At 38.4% G+C, this 20,453-nt stretch carries 17 protein-coding genes and 1 tRNA gene; 13 read left to right on the top strand and 5 right to left on the bottom strand.

Going from position 1 to position 20,453, the window contains the following annotated elements; all coding sequences use genetic code 11:
- Nucleotides 1–374 (bottom strand): transposase (locus EFD62_RS04825; RefSeq protein WP_194087085.1); only part of this gene is annotated, 374 nt, incomplete at its 3' end.
- 534 nt (nucleotides 375–908) lie between these two features.
- On the opposite strand from EFD62_RS04825, the gene EFD62_RS04820 reads away from it, so the two are divergent.
- On the top strand, nucleotides 909–2,852 hold the full coding sequence (locus EFD62_RS04820; protein WP_128705811.1) for an S-layer homology domain-containing protein: 1,944 nt from the start codon (nucleotides 909–911) through the stop codon (nucleotides 2,850–2,852).
- Between the two features lie 166 nt (nucleotides 2,853–3,018).
- A tRNA-Gln gene (locus EFD62_RS04815) sits at nucleotides 3,019–3,092 on the top strand.
- 162 nt (nucleotides 3,093–3,254) lie between these two features.
- On the opposite strand, the gene EFD62_RS04810 is transcribed toward EFD62_RS04815, so the two are convergent.
- Nucleotides 3,255–3,641, bottom strand: coding sequence for a hypothetical protein (locus EFD62_RS04810; RefSeq protein WP_235832567.1), 387 nt, complete (start codon nucleotides 3,639–3,641; stop codon nucleotides 3,255–3,257).
- Nucleotides 3,642–3,868: 227 nt separating this feature from the next.
- On the opposite strand from EFD62_RS04810, the gene EFD62_RS04805 reads away from it, so the two are divergent.
- The 4 genes from EFD62_RS04805 (at nucleotide 3,869) to EFD62_RS04790 (ending at nucleotide 9,746) form a co-directional block, all read left to right on the top strand.
- The gene (locus EFD62_RS04805; RefSeq protein WP_069193252.1) at nucleotides 3,869–4,216 is read left to right on the top strand and encodes a cupin domain-containing protein; all 348 of its coding nucleotides are present in this window, start codon (nucleotides 3,869–3,871) and stop codon (nucleotides 4,214–4,216) included.
- A gap of 510 nt (nucleotides 4,217–4,726) precedes the next feature.
- The gene (locus EFD62_RS04800; protein WP_128705810.1) at nucleotides 4,727–6,103 is read left to right on the top strand and encodes a PhoH family protein; all 1,377 of its coding nucleotides are present in this window, start codon (nucleotides 4,727–4,729) and stop codon (nucleotides 6,101–6,103) included.
- 220 nt (nucleotides 6,104–6,323) lie between these two features.
- Nucleotides 6,324–7,550 (top strand): glycosyltransferase family 4 protein, encoded by a 1,227-nt coding sequence (locus tag EFD62_RS04795; protein ID WP_069193254.1) that lies wholly within the window; start codon nucleotides 6,324–6,326, stop codon nucleotides 7,548–7,550.
- Between the two features lie 528 nt (nucleotides 7,551–8,078).
- Nucleotides 8,079–9,746, top strand: a complete 1,668-nt coding sequence (locus EFD62_RS04790) for a ribonuclease J (RefSeq protein WP_069193255.1) — start codon at nucleotides 8,079–8,081, stop codon at nucleotides 9,744–9,746.
- 97 nt (nucleotides 9,747–9,843) lie between these two features.
- Here the strand turns inward: EFD62_RS04790 and EFD62_RS04785 are convergent, their stop codons facing one another.
- On the bottom strand, nucleotides 9,844–11,103 hold the full coding sequence (locus EFD62_RS04785; protein ID WP_069193256.1) for a nucleotidyltransferase: 1,260 nt from the start codon (nucleotides 11,101–11,103) through the stop codon (nucleotides 9,844–9,846).
- Nucleotides 11,104–11,242: 139 nt separating this feature from the next.
- Entirely contained in the window at nucleotides 11,243–12,262 is a 1,020-nt protein-coding gene (locus tag EFD62_RS04780; RefSeq protein ID WP_235832566.1) for a hypothetical protein, read from the bottom strand.
- Nucleotides 12,263–12,544: 282 nt separating this feature from the next.
- On the opposite strand from EFD62_RS04780, the gene EFD62_RS04775 reads away from it, so the two are divergent.
- From EFD62_RS04775 to EFD62_RS04745, 7 genes are all read left to right on the top strand, one after another.
- Nucleotides 12,545–12,859 (top strand): hypothetical protein, encoded by a 315-nt coding sequence (locus EFD62_RS04775; RefSeq protein WP_069193258.1) that lies wholly within the window; start codon nucleotides 12,545–12,547, stop codon nucleotides 12,857–12,859.
- 106 nt (nucleotides 12,860–12,965) lie between these two features.
- A complete protein-coding gene (locus tag EFD62_RS04770; RefSeq protein WP_128705809.1) occupies nucleotides 12,966–13,283 on the top strand; it encodes a 50S ribosomal protein L25 in 318 nt (105 codons plus the stop codon).
- A 178-nt stretch (nucleotides 13,284–13,461) separates the two neighbouring features.
- Entirely contained in the window at nucleotides 13,462–14,517 is a 1,056-nt protein-coding gene (gene cobT / locus EFD62_RS04765) for a nicotinate-nucleotide--dimethylbenzimidazole phosphoribosyltransferase (RefSeq protein WP_128705808.1), read from the top strand.
- A gap of 100 nt (nucleotides 14,518–14,617) precedes the next feature.
- The gene (locus EFD62_RS04760) at nucleotides 14,618–15,319 is read left to right on the top strand and encodes a zinc ribbon domain-containing protein (RefSeq protein WP_069193261.1); all 702 of its coding nucleotides are present in this window, start codon (nucleotides 14,618–14,620) and stop codon (nucleotides 15,317–15,319) included.
- A 16-nt stretch (nucleotides 15,320–15,335) separates the two neighbouring features.
- On the top strand, nucleotides 15,336–15,911 hold the full coding sequence (locus tag EFD62_RS04755; RefSeq protein ID WP_069193262.1) for a 5-formyltetrahydrofolate cyclo-ligase: 576 nt from the start codon (nucleotides 15,336–15,338) through the stop codon (nucleotides 15,909–15,911).
- A 302-nt stretch (nucleotides 15,912–16,213) separates the two neighbouring features.
- Nucleotides 16,214–17,767: a recombinase family protein gene (locus tag EFD62_RS04750; RefSeq protein ID WP_235832565.1), complete on the top strand. Its 1,554-nt coding sequence runs from the start codon at nucleotides 16,214–16,216 to the stop codon at nucleotides 17,765–17,767.
- 227 nt (nucleotides 17,768–17,994) lie between these two features.
- A complete protein-coding gene (locus tag EFD62_RS04745; RefSeq protein ID WP_069193263.1) occupies nucleotides 17,995–19,008 on the top strand; it encodes an HD-GYP domain-containing protein in 1,014 nt (337 codons plus the stop codon).
- Between the two features lie 130 nt (nucleotides 19,009–19,138).
- On the opposite strand, the gene EFD62_RS04740 is transcribed toward EFD62_RS04745, so the two are convergent.
- The gene (locus tag EFD62_RS04740; protein ID WP_069193264.1) at nucleotides 19,139–20,347 is read right to left on the bottom strand and encodes a cofactor-independent phosphoglycerate mutase; all 1,209 of its coding nucleotides are present in this window, start codon (nucleotides 20,345–20,347) and stop codon (nucleotides 19,139–19,141) included.
- Between the last annotated feature and the right edge of the window lie 106 nt (nucleotides 20,348–20,453).

Below are 20,453 nucleotides of genomic sequence, written 5' to 3'. Positions count from 1 at the left end.
TCACTAATATCCCGGGTGGACATTCCTCTGGCATACAGAGCAATAACTTTTTCTTCAATTCCGGAAACATTCCTCTGATACTTAGGTATAATTTGGGGTTTAAACTCTCCTTTGCGATCCCTTGGTACTTGGATTTCAACTTCTCCAAATTCACTTTTTATGGTCTTTGGTGAATATCCGTTTCGGCTATTATCTGTATTTTTGTTTTCTACATCATCTTTTCCATACCCCAATTTAGCTTCAAGTTCTGCTTCAAGAAGTTCTTGAATAATGTCCTTAAAGATATCTCTTAGGTATGCACTTACATCGGCAACACTTTGGAAATTATTGCCCTTAATTATTTCTTTCACTTGCTCTTTTGATAATGTTGACATAAAAAATCTCCTCCTTGGATATTATTTTGTAATTCTTGCCAAGAAGGAGTCTTTTCATTCTCTTATACACAAAATTTTCAACATTCTCGACAAAAGCCTGAGGTCAACTATAAATGTTTCCAGTCTTATATTGTAGTAATTCAGGAATACATTCACTAAAATGATAAAACTATTGAAATTAAAATGCTGAAATTGCATAAAAAACTTTCCTGTGAGAGTATTAGCAGGGATAATATTCGTGCTTAGCCGTGCTATAAGAACCTTTTGTGATTTACATTGAATTATAGAAATGCTATAATTTATTTATACTTCTGACAATTTTAGCGTTCAAGCATATAGCATTTTACAAAATTCTTCATACTCAATATGAACTTTTTCTCTAAATATTAATCCATACGCTGAAATTTTGCTTTTTTCGCAGTATTTTTCGTAAGTTACATAGAGTAAAGGATGAGGGGGTTCGAATAAAAGTAGAATAAAGGAAGAGTATGGCAATACCAAATACCGAATTTTAATTGAGGAGGCTAATTAGCAATGGAGAACAAAAGACTGATATCATTATTGTTGGTGGTTTTTATTGCTGTTGTATGCTTGCCAGCAGGAGTTGCGCAGGCGGAAACAGTACCGAGCATCGAGCTTAAATTTGACCGTAATACAGGAGAGGTAGGAGATATACTAATTGGTACTGTAAGGATAAATAACATCAAAAATCTTGCGGGATTTCAAGTGAATATCTTATATGATGAAAGAGCATTAAGCCCTGTAGATCCTGAAACAGGAGAAGAATATGATTCCTCAACTTTTCCTTCAGGAGGTACTTTACTTAAAAATAAAAATTATGGGCCTATACAGGTGGCCGTAAATCACTTGGATAAAGGAAGGCTAAACTTTGGAGTTGGATATTCATATCTTAAGGAATACAGAGAAGCAGGAAACGCAGAGGAGAGCGGTGTAATTGCGAAAATTGGATTTAAGGTGCTCGAAAAAAAGAACACTGTTGTTAAATTCCAGAGTGTGGCGAGTATGCCTGATTCTATTTTAGGGACATATCTTTTTGACTGGAACGGAGATACAATTACTGGATATGAGGTAATACAGCCGGATGAACTGAATTCGGATGCTGAACCTGCACCGTCTGAAACCCCTAAAACAGAGACTCCAACACCTGACACATCTTCAGCACCTGTGGAATCCAGTATTCCTACAGTAGCTCCATCGAATATACTGGCAGTGACAGCTTCACCGGTAGTCACAACTTCACCGACAATTAAGCCAACTGAGACACCTGCGCTAACAGGGGGATCTGTGAAAGTAGAATTTGAGCCCGAGATAGATAAGGCAACAGGAGCAGCAAAGGCTGTAATAGATACGGAGGGGTTAAGCAAAGCCATAGAAGAGGCAGAAAAATCGAAAGATACAAAGACGGTTGAACTGAATCTTAAGAAGGTTGAAGATGCCGATACTTATATACAGGAGCTTCCGGGCAAATTCCTTCTGAAAAATAGCGACGAATATAAATTGAAAGTGTCTACAGAACTAGGAACTATAGAGATTCCAGCCAACATGCTTAACAACCCGAATATATCCAAACTTATAAAGGATGATTCCGTTGTTGAATTTATTATTAAAGAAGTAAAAGTCGGGGAACTGAGTGCAGAACTGAAAGAAAAGATAGGCAACAGACCTGTGATTGATATAAGCATAGTTGTAGACGGCAAGAAGGTTGAATGGAGCAATCCTAGCGCAAAGGTGAAGGTATCAATACCATATAAGCCTGATGCAAAAGAGCTGGAAAATCCGGAGCATATTGTTGTATTCTATATTAATGATGCCGGTAATGCCGTTTCCGTACCTAGTGGAAGATATGATGCTTCTTTGGGAATGGTTACATTTGAGACAAATCATTTTAGCTTATATGCTGTTTCATATGTTCATAAGACCTTTACAGATATTGGTTCATATGCATGGGCTAAAAAGCAGATAGAGGTCTTGGCATCCAAAGGCGTAATTAACGGTACATCGGATACAACCTTTACACCTCAGGCAGATATAACAAGGGCAGATTTCATGATACTTCTTGTGAAGGCACTGGGATTAACAGCCGATGTAACCTCTAATTTTGCTGACATATCAGAAAAGGATTACTATTATGAATACGTGGGAATAGCAAAAGAGCTGGGAATTACAACAGGAGTTGGTGACAACAAGTTCAATCCGAAAGCCAAAATTACAAGGCAGGATATGATGGTACTCACAACAAATGCCCTTAAGATAGCGGGAAAAATATCAAGCCCAGGTACTAGTGCCGACGTTGACAGATTTTCCGATAAGACACAGATAGCTTCATATGCAGTTGAGGGTGTTGCAACCTTGGTTAAAGAAGGTATTGTTGTGGGAAGCGGCGACGTTATAAATCCAAGAGGAAACGCTTCAAGAGCCGAACTTGCAGCAATCATATACAAAATTTACAACAAGTAAAACTGATGTTTGGGTTGAGATAAATATGGGGGGCGGCCGTTTGATGCGGGTTGCTCCCCTTAATTTCGTTTTTTCCAAAATATTCCTTCGTTTTTTTTTAGATTTTTGCAAAAAATATCGTTGCATTTAAAAAACATCTGTGTTATAATACTTTTTGCAAAAGCATTGCGGGATTGTGTAATGGTAGCACGAATGACTCTGGATCATTTTGTGAGGGTTCGAATCCTTCTCCCGCAGCCAATTGTATACAAAAGACGTCTATGTTTTATACATTAGGCGTTTTTTTATTCTCAAAAAAGCTTATTAAGTTTTCACCTTTGAAGATTCCTAATGGTTGCACAAAAAAATAGAAGGGCTCGATGGCCCTGTGATTGATGAAAAAAGTATTCTTCTGCGGTTATCTTACGGATTTTTAGGAAGATTGTCAATAATTATAACGGTGCTTCCCATAGGCTCAAACCCTGTTTCGGTAGCTAGATAGAATGTAATAGTGTGCTCTCCAAGCATTTTAAAGTGTACATTATTCCAAATAAGGACATTGGAAAAGGCATTATCCTTTACATCCACTGCATTTATTTTTGTCTCATGCATTATTTCGTTCGTCGGATCCATAATTCGGAACTTAAAGTTGTTTATACCGTTTGGAACGTTTGAGACCATTGTATAGGTTACAAACGACAGAGTAATGGGCGGTGCTTTAAAAAAAGGGTTGAATAATAGGTCACGCCCGTGAAGCTTTGTAATTTCATCAAACACCAGAATATTTACAATTGCTGGGGATATATTCATTATGCTAATCACCACCTTTGCACACAGTTCTTATTTATTTTACTCCATGAAATGGTATTATTCAACCGGTATAAGTAATTAAAGAGGAAAAAAGCATGAAGATGTGAAGTGTATTACAAGGTGGCGAAGATAATCTTATTGTAATGTTTATTACGATATAATAAAATAATATATATTGAAAATATAGAAAGTTTATCTATATCAAATATTTTATAAGAGGTGATTAAATGATTAAAAGAGAAAAGGACATGGTTAAGGAAATAAAGGAGCAGATGAGGGGTGGAAAGGGCTCGGTTGAGCTTTTGCATGTTTTCAAACAGGAAGAGCTTATGGGAAAGGCCAGACTTTGCGCCAGAATTACTTTGAATCCAGGGTCATCAATAGGTCTGCATGAGCATGTTGGCGAGGAGGAGATATTCTATATAATAAGTGGAAAGGGTTCGGTAAATGATAATGGAGCTATTACCGAAGTAGGACCCGGTGATGCGGTAATTACGGGCAACGGTGCCTCTCATTCCGTAGAAGCTGTTGGAGATGAACCCCTTGTAATGATGGCAGTGATTCTCCTTTACTGATATACAGTGATTTTTATTTAGCCTCTTGGAGTGAAATGAAAGAGTCAAAAGCGAAGGAACTTGATGTCCCGAGCTTTTTTCATTGAAAAGATAGAAAAGGGTTCTACTTCAGAACCCTTCAATGTTAAAAAAGCTTTAATTTTTATCCGGGTTTAAAAAAAGAGAATCGTCTTTCAATGACGAATACTTTAATTATACTTTAATTTTACTTTTGTTTTCTTCTCGCGTCAAGGACTAATTACCTATCAATTCCAGCAGTTGTTTGCGATTTTTTGGGTTTGTGTTTAAAAATCGATAAAAAGCACAAATAATATCCTGATTAATCAACAACATTTATTTTTTCCCTGGCATATTAATATTAAGGCAAAATAATATGAACTGTGGTTATTACATACATATCGCCCGACATATTTTATTATAGGCTTATTTTGCCGATATTTATTATGTATAATTCATATAACTAGGCGGTAGGCGAATACAAAAATCCAAAATGAATGGGAGCGATTAATATTGAAAAAAACCTTCGTTCTTGACACAAACGTATTGCTGCAGACTCCATTTGCTTTGTACTATTTCGGGGATAATGATGTTGTAATACCTGAAGTTGTACTGGAGGAACTGGATAAGTTTAAGAAGGACAATACCGAATTAGGTGCCAATGCGCGGCATGCGGCAAGAATTCTGGACGACTTAAGAGCAAAGGGAAAGTTAAATGAAGGTGTAAAGCTTGAAAATGGAGGGCTGTTAAGGGTTGAATTAAACTGCAACAGTGTTGAGCTTCCGGAAAGCTGGGATAATTCAAATAACGACAACAGAATACTTAAAGTTTGCAAGGGACTGGTCGAAAAGGGTGAAAATGTCTTTTTGGTTACAAAGGATATTTTCGAGAGAATCAAGGCTGATATTTTAGGGGTTGTAGCCCAGGACTTCTTTGCAGAACAAGTTCCTGTCTATGAAGATCAATATAAAGGAAGGATGGATGTATATACCACAGAGGATAAATTGAATGAATTCTACAGTAAGGGGTTTTTAAATCCGGGGGACATTTTTTTGTTTAACACCGATTACAGCAAAAAGGTGTATCCTGACCTGGTTGTAAATCAATTTCTTTTAATACACTCTTCTGTAAATAAGAAACAGACGGCTCTCGGACGATTTGACGGCAAAAACATAGTACCTCTGAAGTTTTTGAATGAACATCCTTTTGGGGTTACTCCCAGAAATTCAGGGCAGAAATTTATGCAGGAGGCCTTGATGATGGATGCGGACAGAGCTCCTCTTGTGATAATCAAAGGGCCGGCAGGGACGGCAAAAACCTTCTATTCCCTTGCGGTGGGGCTGCATAAATTACTGGATGACCCAAGCAAGCTATACAGGAAGATTCTTGTGTGCAGGCCAAATGTGAGACTGGATGAGGATATTGGATTTCTTCCCGGAACAGAGCAGGATAAAATAGCCCCATTTTTAAGACCTGTTATAGACAATTTGGAGGTGCTGATTGACAACGATGATAATGAGAGATATTCCAGTGAAAAAGAGCTTAGAGACAAGATTGACGAATTATTTGACAGAAAAATTATTAATGCTGAAGCTATTGCCTTTATAAGAGGAAGATCCATAGTAAAGCAGTGGGTAATAATAGATGAAGCTCAAAACCTTACCCCAAAGCAAGTTAAGGGCATTATAACAAGAGCGGGCAAAGGCACCAAGATAATACTTATCGGAGACCCGGAGCAAATAGATCATCCTTTCCTTGATATCAGGACAAATGGATTATGCTACGCCTCTGAAAGGATGAAGGGAAGTAGTCTATGCTTCCAGGTTTCTTTGTACGACGAGGAATGTGAACGTTCGGAACTTGCATATGAAGGTGCAAAAAGAATGTGAGGTATTAGGAAAAAAGCAGGAATTTTAATTGGCTTGACGAATAATAATAGACTTGTATATAATAATTTTAATTTCTGCATGTTAAAATACGGTAGTTGAATTTACCAAATATTTTTTTGATTAAGTTGAAATCTTTCTCTATAAAAAAGATTATATTGCGTATACTAGATATAAATACAACACAGCAACAATTGCAGAATTTCCGATGGAGGAGAGTTATATGCGGATTCTAATGCTTTCATGGGAGTATCCCCCTAGAATTGTCGGAGGGATTTCCAGAGTTGTTCATGGCTTGGCGCAGAAGCTTGGAGCGCAGGGCTGTGACGTTCATGTTATAACATGTTGGGATATGGGAACTCGAGATTTTGAAAGGGATGGAAATGTCAGTGTACACAGGCTTCATTCTTATGATGTAACCCCGAACAATTTTGTTGACTGGGTTCTTCATTTGAATTTCGCTATTGTGGAGCATGCTACCAAGCTTATAAATCAAACGGGAAAGTTTGATATTATACATGCACATGACTGGTTGGTTGCTTTTGCTGCAAGAGTTTTGAAGCATTCCTATACAATACCTCTTGTTGCAACAATACATGCCACAGAACACGGCAGGAACTGGGGCATACATAATGACACCCAACGATATATAAATAATGTGGAATGGTGGCTGGCTTTTGAGTCTTGGAGGCTGATTGTCAATAGCGATTATATGAAGAATGAAGTTATGTCCATATTTAAGATTCCCAATGACAAAATAAACGTGATTCCCAATGGGGTTAATCTCGAAAAGTTCAGGGGCTACGAGAAGGATATGGATTTTCGCAGGCGGTTTGCAAACGATGACGAGAAAATTGTATTCTTTGTGGGAAGGCTGGTAAACGAAAAGGGTGTACATGTACTGATAGATGCACTCCCGAAAGTATCCCAGTATTATAACAATGTTAAGTTCGTGATTGCAGGAAAAGGTCCGCAACTTGACCATTTGAAATGGAAGGCTAATAGTATGGGGGTAGCGCACAAGGTGTACTTCACCGGATACATAAGCGATGAGGATCTCTTAAAGCTGTATAAGTGTGTTGATATTGCAGTTTTCCCAAGCCTTTATGAGCCCTTTGGAATTGTAGCCTTAGAAGGCATGGTTGCAAATGTTCCGGTTGTTGTTTCCGACACTGGAGGTCTTGGAGAGATTGTAGAGCATGGTGTTGACGGTATGAAGTCCTATACGGGAAATGCAAATTCCCTTGCAGACAGCATTTTGGAAATACTTCATAATCCGGATAAAGCGGAGAGGATGAAGAAAAAAGCATTGGAAAAGGTCAACTCAATTTATAATTGGGATAAGGTCACAGAGAAGACGCTAAGTGTATATAAAACTATTTTGGATGAAAGTAAGCATGTAGAATGGGGCACTCCAATAATGAGGGAAGAAATGGGGAGGCTCAACTGATATTGTAAACTTAGGTTGTTATAATTAAAGGAGCTGGCATGTCATCTGCCGGTTCTTTTCATATATATTTGTCGGTGCTTGCAGCAATTTTAATTAGAAAGTTTTAGTTCTTTTTAAGTAAATTATTGTTTATATTAATTAGAAATATGCTATAATAATAAAGGTTTGGTTAAAGGATGAAATATATACGATATGTTTTAAATATAGTGTAAAGAATATATAAAGTAGGGACAAACAGGGGTTTCAAGGAGTCTTTTCTTCTTGAATTATTTTGTTTGTCTGGAACGGACTATAGGATTTAAATATGAATATGATTTAAATACAAGCTATCAATGGCTCAAATTGCAAACTTGCTAAAAAGCTATATTTTCTATCATATGGCTTTTGGGGCGAAATAATAATAATCAAGCGCTCTATAAAGCACTTGTCTTTTTAGAAATATGCTAAAGCATGAGAACGGATTTTTTGAGTCTATTGTCTGGTTGTTATTTTAATATAATAGAATACAAAGAAAGCGGAGGTTAAATTGTGGCAAAAAAGAAGAAAAAACTAAAGATTATACCCCTTGGTGGACTGGGGGAAATTGGGAAAAACATTACTGTTTTCGAATATGGAGATGATATATTTGTAGTTGACTGCGGTATTGCTTTCCCGGAAGATGATATGCTGGGAATTGATCTTGTTATACCGGATATATCATATTTGACTAAGAACAGGGAAAAGGTAAGAGGTATTGTTCTTACTCACGGACATGAGGACCATATTGGTGCTTTACCCTATGTTCTAAAGGATTTGAATGTTCCGGTATATGGTACAAAGCTTACTTTGGGACTTCTGGAGCAGAAGCTTGGGGAACATGGACTTTTGAGCAGTGTAGATCTTAATGTTGTTCAACATTCTGATGTGATAGAGCTGGGTTGTTTCAAGGTTGAGTTTATCCGTTCAACTCATAGTATAGCAGACTCAACAGCTTTGGCTATTTTTACCCCTGTAGGTACAGTTTTCCATACTGGCGATTTTAAGATTGATTACACGCCTATTGAGGGCGATCCGATCGATCTGGCAAGGCTGGCCGAGCTTGGAAAGAAGGGCGTATTGCTCCTTATGTGCGACAGTACCAACGTTGAAAGACAAGGGTATACGATGTCGGAGAAAACCGTTGGGGAAACCTTTGATGAGATTTTCATGAATGCAAAGAACAGGATACTTGTTGCAACCTTTGCATCCAATGTTCATCGAATTCAGCAGATTGTGAATGCCGCCGTTAAATTCGGAAGAAAAATTGCCATATGCGGAAGAAGCATGGTGAATGTGGTAAATGTCGCTATGGAGCTGGGATATATGAATGTGCCCGAAGGGGTAATGATTGATATAGACCATGTAAACAAATATCCTTCTGATAAGCTGGTCATAATCACTACGGGGAGCCAGGGAGAGCCGATGTCTGCCTTGACAAGAATGGCTTCCGGCGATCACAAGAAGGTTGAAATCATACCCGGTGACCTTGTGATTATTTCGGCCAATCCTATACCCGGAAATGAGAAGCTTGTCTCAAGGGTGGTCAATGACCTCTTTAAGAAGGGGGCAGAAGTTATATACGAATCCTTGGCAGATATTCATGTTTCAGGTCATGCAAGTCAGGAAGAGTTAAAGCTTATCCACAGACTGATAAAGCCGAAGTTCTTTTTCCCGGTGCATGGAGAGTATAGGCATTTAAAGCGCCATGCAAATCTTGCTGTTGAGCTGGGAATGTCGCCGGAAAACATCTTTATTATGGACATTGGAAAGGTTCTGGAGCTTACCAATGATTCCGCAAAGGTAAACGGTAGCGTAAACTCCGGAAGAGTGCTGGTTGACGGCCTTGGAGTGGGAGATGTTGGAAACATAGTTTTGCGGGATAGAAAGCATCTGTCACAGGATGGTCTTATAGTTATAGTTATTACCATAGAGGGCGATACCGGCAATGTGGTCGCAGGTCCCGATGTCATTTCCAGAGGTTTTGTATATGTGAGGGAGTCGGAGGACCTTATGGAGCAGATAAGAGAGGTATGTAAGGCTGCTCTTCAAAAGTGCGAGGATAAGAAAAAGAATGATTGGTCTACGAAGAAGAGTATTATAAGGGATGCTCTGAGGGATTATCTCTATGAGAGAACCAAGAGAAGACCGATGATTCTGCCTATTATTATGGAAGTATAATAATATTATATTAATTTTGCTAATTAAAACGATGAGTCATAAAAAGAGCCTGGCATGAAGAGGTATAATACATGTCGGGCTTCTTTATTTAGCTTTTCTACATAATAATTATATTTTGAGTAAACTCCTGACCGGCTTTTCTAAAGGTAGAATCCTTATAGCACATTACGTAAAGGTCAGTGGAGAGCGACTCTAATTCGAGCTTCCTTTTAAGGACCGGATTGCAGGATTTTATGAAATCTGAGGTTTTTAGCACCAGAGGTATGGAAGACTTTTTCTTTATTTGAGACAGAAGCTGTTTTCCTTTCCGGTTAAAGCCTAAAATCCTGGCATATTGAGGACTGTCAAAGCGGCTTAGAATGTTTATATCCTTTGAGGTCACTCCCATAAGTATGCCCATCAGCATTCTCTGTACTCTGGTTTTGGTGTATCTTCGGGTGCATATGCCTTCTAATAGCTCCTCGTATGTACCTGCGGCATCGGCAGCACTTTTTATCCTGTTTTCAAGCCCTTCTGAAACATAGGCAAAGTCTTTGATCTGTTCCGGCATCATTTTTCGGATAAGGGAAGTGATAACGGGGTAAAAATCCTCTTTAAAAATAGGACCTCTTCCGGCATGAAATTCTTCAAAAAGTACATCGATGCTTGCTTTTGGCAGTGTTGTAGAAAGAACATCGTCTGCAGAGGATAGATTGCCGGTAAAAATATATTTTCTTATGGATGAAGCACTGGAAATGCTACCTGTTATATTCTCTGTATTATAATCATTATTAATGCGCTTTATTGTAAGGGGCATTATACTGCTTTTTATGCGTTTTAAGGCCTTAAGATATTCTATACCTAAGATATTGTTTGACGAACCGATGATTTCTGAAATATTAATGTCTGACAGTGCGTCAGATACAGCGTATTTATTTAGGGCAGATTCGCGGGCAGCAGGGTATGACAATCCCTTGCCAAGTTCCTCCTTTAGAAAGGCTCTATAGGCTTCGGGCTCGTCCACAAGGATTTGGGCTATAAAGTCCAGCTCTGCAACACCTCCGTGTTCGCTTCCAAAACAGATATAGTCCACTATCCCTATGTCATTGAGAATTCTAACGGCCCCGGAAGCAAAATATTCGGCGCTGGCCATGGCACAGGTAATGGGCAGCTCTATTACAAGATCTACACCCGAGGACAAGGCCATCTTTGTCCTTGCCCATTTGTTTACAATTGCCGGCTCTCCGCGCTGAATGAAATTTCCGCTCATAACACATACGACAAAGTCGGCTCCACTTATTTTTTTTGACTCCTCAAGATGATAAAGATGTCCGTTGTGAAAAGGATTGTATTCCGCAATCAAACCCAGAACCTTCATTGGTGCCTATCCTTTCGATTAGTTTATTATTTAGTATATTATACATCAATGTTCCGGACAAAAAAAGATGGGCCAGGCTTTACAAATAGGCTTTTTATAATGTCAATTTGCAAATCCTGACCTTGTTTAGCCTCTTTTTTTACTGCATGGATTCTTCAAGGGCTTGAATATTGGACATAACTACCCTTCCTTTTATGTCGCACAGCGATTGATTCTTATCCGACAAAACCTTTTCAAATTCTTGTATCGAATAGTCCAGTTGGCTGGAAAGTTCCTTTTGCTCTTCAGGTATAATATTTTTATACATATTCCAGATGGTTTTGAGGTTTTTTACGTCACTGTCTGCCTGTTCCCAGTTGGCTGTCATTGCATTAAGCATTGCATTTCGGGTGTAATACCGTACCCTCTTTATTTCCGGCGAGGTTTCGGTTCTATAAAGAGAATAGAAGTCCGGTACATAGGCGTATAAGTAGCTTGCAGCAAGCAGGGTATTGGTTTTATTTTTGCTAATTATAGTATCTGTAAGGCTGTTTAGAGCCGTGCTAAATCCATCTATAAGATCACTGCCGGCATTCTTTTTTGCAGCTAAGGGTGTATAGCTGTTCCACTGGTAGTGTAAGATATTTATAGTTTTATCAATTTCTTTCCAGGGATCTTCCTTTTGTTCTTCCATGCCGGTAGCAGATGGCTCATTTCCTTGGCCTGTACCCTCCTTGTTGCTGCCACCGCTCTCTTTTCCTTCTTTTTCACCGCCTTTATCCTTATCACCTTCATCTTTACTGTCTTCGTTCTGTTTGCCTCCATTGCCCTCTTTAGTTGAACCGTCTTTTTCCTCGGCTTGATTTTTGCCTTGCCCGCCTTGTTCCTTGTCGGTTTCCTTTTTTTCATTTTCCCGATTTTTCTCTTGCTGTTTGCCTTTTTCCAACTCTATTGCCGGTCCGTCCAAAGTCAAAATTATTTTTTCAATACTGTTTTCCAAGCTTTCGAGCTGCTCAGGAATTTCATCACCTTGAGTTTCAGCCCCCAACTGCTGTTGCTTTGGCTCTGGATTTTCAGTATTTTTCTTGTTTTTCTCGTTATTGCTGCAACTGCAAAGGAGTAAGGATATGATTATAGGAGCTATCCAGAGGCTTTTGGCAGTATCTAGTACTTTTCTCATAAGCATCAAGCATTAAAACATAGTTTAACGCTTTTTCCTCCATTCTTTATAGATTTAAGATATTTCAAGAATGCTCAATTTATAGAAATTTAAGTTCAATTTATTTATTAAGCGAAGCTATTATTTATATTATTTCATAATAATAATTAAAAATACTGATATAGCTAAGCTGTGAATAATGAAAAAATTACATAAAGGTTTTTCGTTACTTCTGTTGAAATCAATATTGTATTATGCAATTGTTTTATATTTAAAAATGAAAAAGCGAGGGGAAGTTTCTCAATGTATGTTACTGTAAATCTTTTGTCAAAAAAAACCGGTGAAATCAAAGACTTTTTGGAAAGCTATTATCAAAAGGAGTTGAAAATGGATAATGACATTGAGCAGTGGATTTATGTCTACAACAAACCGCTTCAAGCAATTGATTTGATAAGCACAGTAATCGACAACAGCGACAAATACAAAATGACACTTCTAATACAGGTAGACAGAGGTGACATCCATACAGTAACATACGAAAATTGCAACGATATTATAAAAGCCTTATTATATTTATGCTATAAGGAGAATGATACATATCAGTCCGAAGAAATGTAGAAGTTTCAATGGAATGAATGCATTAACGGTCATTTTCTTGGTAATACTTTGTTAATATAAAGCTGTTGTGGTAAACAGTGAAAATATTAGCAGAGGAGAGGGTGTTATGGAGGAATTTGAACTCAATATTGAGAACAGAACAAAACTGGGAACATCGGCATCGAAAAAGGCCAAACGGAAAGGCAGGGTTCCCGGAGTTCTTTATCAGGGAAATGAAAGCATTCCAATAAGCTTAATAGAAGAAGAGATTAGGCCTATTATCGGCAAAAATAGCAGAGATGTATTGGTGAATGTGAACTTAAATGGAAAGAAAATTAAGACAAAGATTCAGGAGGTTCAGAGAGAGCCAATTAACGATGTGATTCTTCATGTAGACTTGATGCCTCTTGATAATATCAAAGAAGATGCGTCAAAAGTACATTAGCATAAGATTCATATAGAGAGCACAAAAAAAAACACCTTAAAGACATTTTAGGGTGTTTTTTGCGTATTTTTAACCTATATTCAGCTTGCTTGCTTTATCAGGAATATTACAATATAATTTTATTTGCAAGCTTGTAGAATACAAGTGGTCTTTAAAGCTTATAGGAGGAGACATTATTATGCTTTATAAAACATTGGAGTCTATAGGGGAATTATATGCAGAGCCTATGGACGAAGCACAGAAAAGACTCGACAGCCTTACAAAGCCTTTGGGGAGTTTGGGAAGATTGGAGGACATTGTAAAACGGCTTGCGGGTATAACTGGAGAAATTTTCCCATGTGTCGATAAGAAGGCGGTTGTTATAATGTGTTCCGACAATGGGGTTGTAGAAGAGGGCGTGAGTTCTTGTCCGAAGGATGTAACCTCTAAAGTAACCAAAAACTTTTTTAGAGGGATAACAGGGATAAATGCTTTTACAAAACATACAGGTTCGGATATTGTAGTTGTTGATATCGGGGTGGATGATGATATTGATTGCGATGGACTTATACAGCGCAAGATCAGGAAGGGTACATGGAATATCGCAAGAGGACCTGCAATGACCCGAGAAGAAGCTGTAAAGGCCATAGAGGTTGGGATTTCTACTGTGGAGGAATTAAGCAAGAAAGGGATCAATCTGCTGGGTACAGGGGAAATGGGTGTCGGTAATACTACAACCAGCAGTGCAGTTTCTACGCTTCTGACAAATTCAAAAGTAGAGGATATGGTAGGAAGAGGTGCAGGCCTGTCGGATCAAGACCTTATGAAAAAGATTTCAATCGTTAAAAAGGCAATAGAGGTGAACAAGCCTGATTTAAACGACCCTATAGATGTTCTTTCAAAAGTAGGCGGATTTGATATTGCAGGTCTGGCAGGTTGCTTTATTGGTGCTGCCGCCTATAGAATTCCTATCTTGATTGATGGCTTTATTTCTGCAACAGCTGCGCTGGCAGCGGTTAGGATAGAGCCAAAGGTTATAAATTTTATTTTTCCTTCCCATGGTTCGGCAGAACCGGGAAGCAAGAAAGTTTTGGAAGCATTGGGATTTGAGCCTATGTTGAATCTAAAGATGAGGGTTGGGGAAGGCACCGGTGCGGCACTGGCATTTCATATTTTTGATTGTGCTGTAGCAGTATACAAGGATATGGGTACATTTGAAGATGCATCTATTGAACAGTACCGGCCCCAGGTGTGATTAGTATAAATTTAATATGGTGTGAAGGATTTTCATTGGTGTTGAAGAATATTTACTTAGGGCAGTTTAGATGTCAGTATACTTACAAGGAGGATTAGATATGGACAACATTGGTAACAGTAGAAAGATGTGTAATTTCTGTGGCGAAAATATTGCTTCCGATTTTAAGCGTTGTCCTTACTGTGGCAGTTTACTTGAGTTGGATGCAAGCTATTTGGATGCTGGTTCTCAAGGTATAGTTGATACGATAGATGAAGATAGTGAAGTCGATACTGCCGATAGTGCATACAGGTTTGAGAAATCAATCAACGACAGTAACTCTGTTACCGATTTTACTGGAAAGCCGGTCTCTAGTGAGCAGTATTTAAATTATGATGACGATGACTTTGCATTAAGAGAGGCTTTGGCCAACAGAGAAGCTTTGATTAACAAGGCGGATGCCCCTATAGAGAATAATAATCCTGAAAAAAGCAGTAGCATGAAAAAGCCCGAGATTCGACCCGGTAACTTAGCTGCTACTAAGCCTATTAAAGCTGAAGTGAATAACATATATAGCGACAATTTAAAACAGCCCTTAGGAAACGGCATGAAAGTTTTCATGGTTACACTGTCCAATCTTTTACCGGGAATAGGACAGCTTTTTGGAGTGATTGCGGCTATAGTGTTAATGAATACAGAAGGGGATAAAGACAGAAAATCCTTTGGGGTAGCCCTTTTGGTTTCATCTGTTATTGCCTTTGTTGTATCGATTGTCGCTTTTGCTTTTCTGATATTATGTTTTTTCAGCTTAGATTTTAGCTAGTAAAAGGATGAGGTTTATGAAAGATAAGAAGAAGCTTAGAAAGGAAGTACTAAATATTAGAAAAGGACTTTCGGAGGAAGAAGTTATCCGAAAGAGCAAATTGATTACAGAAAAGCTGATATCCTTTGAGGGGTTTAATAATAGCAATTTCATAATGGCTTATATGGATTTTAAAAATGAGGTTATGACTAAGTTCTTGATAGATCACTGCTTAAATCTCGGCAAGACTGTAGTTTTGCCTCTTATTGATTCTGAGGATGGCACGAAGAAAATATTTCCATACGAGTTAAAGGACAGAGAAGAGAGTGTCAAGCCTGGTACTTACGGTATTTTAGAACCGGTAAAGCAGTTTTCAAGAAAAATTGATCCTAAAGAAATTGATTTAGTTGTAGTGCCGGGGGTTGCCTTTGACGTAAAGGGAGGCAGGATTGGATATGGCGCAGGCTACTATGATGTTTTTCTAAGAGAAGTGCGGGATGATTGCTTGAAAGTAGGAATTGCTTTTGACATTCAGGTTTTTTCAAGTATTCCTAAAGAAGAACATGATATGCTAATGGATGCGGTTATTACCGAAAGCAAAATCTATCGCTAATTATCACAGTGGTTGATATCGGTCTATGTTTTAAGAATACGAAGTTGTCCGGATTAAAAATGATCCGGACAATTTTTATAATATTTTCCTTTCGCATATATATTAGTTAGCATCAACAAAACGAGGTACCCGAGGATGGAAAACAGGGACTCAAAATCAAGGGTAATTGTAAAAAGATATAAGGGTCAGAAAAAGGTTGAAGATGTTTTGACTAAAATCATTCAAATGTTTCTACAGAAAATCGGTAGATAATTCAAGCTATAATAATGAATTGGTATAGAAAAGCGAAAGGCAGGGGTGATGTGCTTATTCGAAACGATGAAGTCTTTATTGTCTACAAAGCAGGTATTTATGTTCGGGAGAGCAGGGATGACAATGAGGAAAACTATGAGACCATAGAGACCCAAAGAGATTTGCTCATTGATTATGTAAAGAAAAATGAGTTGGGTGAGATTAAAGGCATTTATATTGATGATAATGTTTCCGGCTCCGGCTTTGAGAGAAAGGGGATTGAAGAGCTAAAACGTGATGTGTTGGAAGGAAGGATAAATCTTCTGGTGCTAAAGGATTTGTCCAGACTAGGGAGGAATAACGCAAAAACCCTTTTATTCCTTGATTTCTTGGAGGAGAATGGAGTGAGGGTGGTTACCTTTGATGGAAGGTACGATAGTCTCAAGGATAATGACATTGTAGGAATTGAGACATGGTTTAACGAGCGTTACATCTTGGATATCTCCAGAAAAATCCGAACCAACTTGAGATTTAAGATACAAAAAGGGGAGTATATTGGGCATGCGCCCTTTGGATATGAGAAGTCGCCGTATGAGAAGAACCGACTGATTGTAAACAAGGAGCAAGCGGATATTGTAAGGAGAATATACAGTCTTTATAGGGAAGGATATGGCTATAGCTACATCGCAGGTATATTGAACAGTGAGGGGATAGCATCGCCTTCAAAGGGGCTTTGGAATTCCATAGCTATAAGAAGGATACTTTTAAGCAGGGTTTATACCGGAGATACTGTACAGGGAGTAAGTGAAAAGATTAGTTTTAAGAGCAAGAAGACCAGACGCCTGCCCGAGAATCGATGGGTGATAACTGAGAATACCCACGAACCTATTGTTTCAAAGGAGGAATATGAAGAGATACAAAGGATAAGGAATAATAAAAATGTAAGAACAGGTCCTCACAAGGGGACTATACATGTATTTCGCAGTAGCATATTTTGTGGAGCCTGTGGAAGCATTATGTTTGCAAGAAAGCGAGATAACCGGCCTATGGGCTATATTTGCAGCAGCTACGGCAAGGATGGACGAGCTGCATGCACAAGCCACAGTATTAGAGAAAAGGATCTTTGTGAAGTTGTTTTAGAGGATATTACAAGACTTTTAAAGGATGAGAAAGCAGTAAAAAAAATAATGCAAAAGCTTGAAAATAATGAGATGATGGAGGATTATGAAGCATTACGAAAAAAACTTTTAAAGCAGCTGGAAACAAAGCAAAAGCAGCAAGAGATTCTCTATCAAGATAAGCTTGAGAATAAGATATCTGAAAGTCTTTTCTTGAGGATGAATCAGCAGATTGAAAACAGAATCTCTGCTATAAAGCAGGAAATTTCTCAATTGGAGGCAAGAAAAACAGAATCCCATGACTTATGCGACAGGGTTTTTGAATTAAAGAATTACATTGCAAATAATGGTATTACAAATGAGATTGTCAAAATAATGATAAACAGGATAATAGTTTTTGATAAGGGTGATAATTATGAGGAAGAAAAGTGGAAATTGAATCTTTCCTCTATGGAAAAAGGGTATATAGAACTGTATGGTGCGGTTTTAATCGAATACAGTTTTTGATATAAAATTCTATTTTATGGAGATTTGCCAAAAAGAATTTTTGCTTTTCATGTGACAGGAAAAAAAACTTTTTTGTCGAATATATTATTTGCAAACTGTATTTTATAAAGAATTCAAAATTCATATACCACCTTGTGTTATCAAAATATAGATAAAGAAGAATATGAACGGAAAGCCATGGATAGGAGGTCCTGGCCTTTAATAATTTTCGTACATGGAGGTAAGCAATGAGACTTGTCGGCGTAAATTCATTAAAACCTGGGGACGAGTTGGCAAGGCCTGTATTAACCGCGAGCGGCAAAATCATCTTAAACTCTGGCATGGTTCTTAAGCAAGCTTATATAGAAAAATTCAAAGAATTGGGAATAAATAGGGTCTATATAGATGATGTCAGGTTTGAAGATGTTAAGGCAGTTCAACCAATTGACATAACGACAAGAAATGATGTTGTTAAGGTATTGAAAAAAGCACATGCAAATTTACACAACTCCGAGGAAATAGACGAGTATACTATAAAGGATGCTGCAAAAAAAATCGTTGATTATGTCAGAGAGTACAGAGACAAGGGCATCAGCATGCTTTCCATGGATGTTGTTGATGAGTATGTTGTCGAGCACAGTGTCAATGTGGCGATAATAACTGCCTATATTGGAAACCGATTGTCATATACATTCAACCAGCTTTGCGATCTTGTTGCAGGGGCTCTGATACATGACTTGGGTCGGGAAAACTGTGAGGAAGAGAAGCCGGAACATGTTGAGATGGGTTTTGAAATGATGCGCAAGCTCAGAGGCATGAGCTTGAATTCTTCCAAAGTATGTTATGAGCATCATGAAAACTTTGATGGAAGCGGCTATCCAAGAAAGCTGAAAGGCACCGGTATTTCCGATTATGCTAGAATTGTGAGGGCGGCAGATTACTACGATAATGTCCTGCATGGTAGCCAAAACAAAGGTGTTTCCATTATGCCGCATCAAGCATTTGAGGTTATTCTGGCTGTTGCGGGGACTATTCTTGACCCTGAAGTTGTGCAGTTGTTTCGCGATACCATAGTGTTTTACCCTGATGGGTGTACTGTGAAGCTCAGCAATGGACTGTGCGGTGTTGTGATACGGCAGAACATGGGAAGCCCCCAAAGGCCTGTAGTGAGGACATATAACGATAATAATAACGATATAATAGGAGATATTGACCTTTTAGAAGATCTCACTCTGTTTGTTGAAGATATTATTCTGACATAAAATAAAAGCTCGGGATATCGAGGCTCTTCACTTTTGCCTCTTTCATTTTATTCCAAGATCCTAGAAATCGCCCGGAAACTTTAAATCCGAGCGATTTCTAGGATTATTCAAAGGAAATATTTAACAGTGATCAATCCAGTATAAAATGATCCATAAGTTTGTAACCTTCATTAATCATGATGCCTGTTTTGCTGGCTTGCAATTCGTCATATCCTGTAACACCGGATTTTTTTGCCCTTGACTTTTGATATAAAAGAAAGGGAACAGGCTCGGAGGTATGGGTCCTCAAGGACAGGGGAGTAGGGTGATCCGGTAAAATTAATATCCTGTAGTCGTCATACTTTTCAAGTCCTTTAATAATCGTACCCACAACCTGATCATCTATTAATTCAATTGACTTAACTTTATTTTCAATTTCATGTCTGTGACCGCATTCATCCGGTGCTTCTATGTGAAGATACACGAAGTCTTGTCCGGATTCAAGCTCTTTTAGTGCTGCCTCGGCCTTGCCGCAAAAATTAGTATCGATGTTTCCGGTTGCGCCTTCAACTTCAACATTTCTAAGCCCGGCCAGAATACCTATTCCTTTAATAAGGTCAACGGCAGAAATAACGGAGCCATTTAGCTTATACTTATCATAGAACTTCGGAATGCTCGGCTTTTTGCCTTCTCCCCAGAGCCATATGGAATTGGCAGGACGAAGTCCTCTACTAACTCTAGCCTTGTTAACGGGATGATCCTTTAAAATATCATAGCTTTTAATCATCATATCCAAAAGTATTTTAGTGCTTTCTCCAGAGGGGAGATAGTCGGTGATTTTCTTTTCCAGTATGTCATGGGGAGGAGTAAGCTTTAATCCCGTAGAACCGTTATTCCACACCATGCAGTGGCGATAGCTTATGCCGGGATAGAAGCACATGCTGTCACTCTTAAAATGCTTGTTTACCTCGCCAATAAGCTCTTTTGCTTCCTCAGAAGATATTTCATCGGAACTGTAGTCAATCATGGTTTTTTGGTCATATTTTTCATCTTCCGATAGAGTGACCAGGTTGCATCTTATGGCTACATCCGTGTCCGAAAGGTCAATCCCCATGCTTATTGCTTCAAGGGGCGAGCGCCCGGTATAATAAATCTTTGGGCTGTAACCCATGACCGAAAGATTTGCGGCATCACTTCCCGGGGGAATACCTTCCGGGATGGTCTTTACCATGCCAACCTCAGCGTTTTGCGCAAGAAAATCGATATTGGGCTTTTTTGCATATTGCAGAGGTGTTTTATTGTCCAGTTGGGAAAGGGGATAGTCAGCCATTCCGTCTCCCAGTATTAATACGTATTTCATAAAATCAATTCCTTTAACATTATTTTATATGGTTTTAGATATATTAACCATTTAATTATAGCAAACTTTAAAACGTATGCAAAGAATTGACGACATAAATTTGTTG

The organism is Acetivibrio mesophilus, assembly GCF_004102745.1.
Classification (GTDB): Bacteria; Bacillota; Clostridia; order Acetivibrionales; family Acetivibrionaceae; genus Hungateiclostridium; species Hungateiclostridium mesophilum.
Note: the sequence above shows the minus strand (reverse complement) of the source record. Positions and strands in the feature narration are given on the sequence as shown.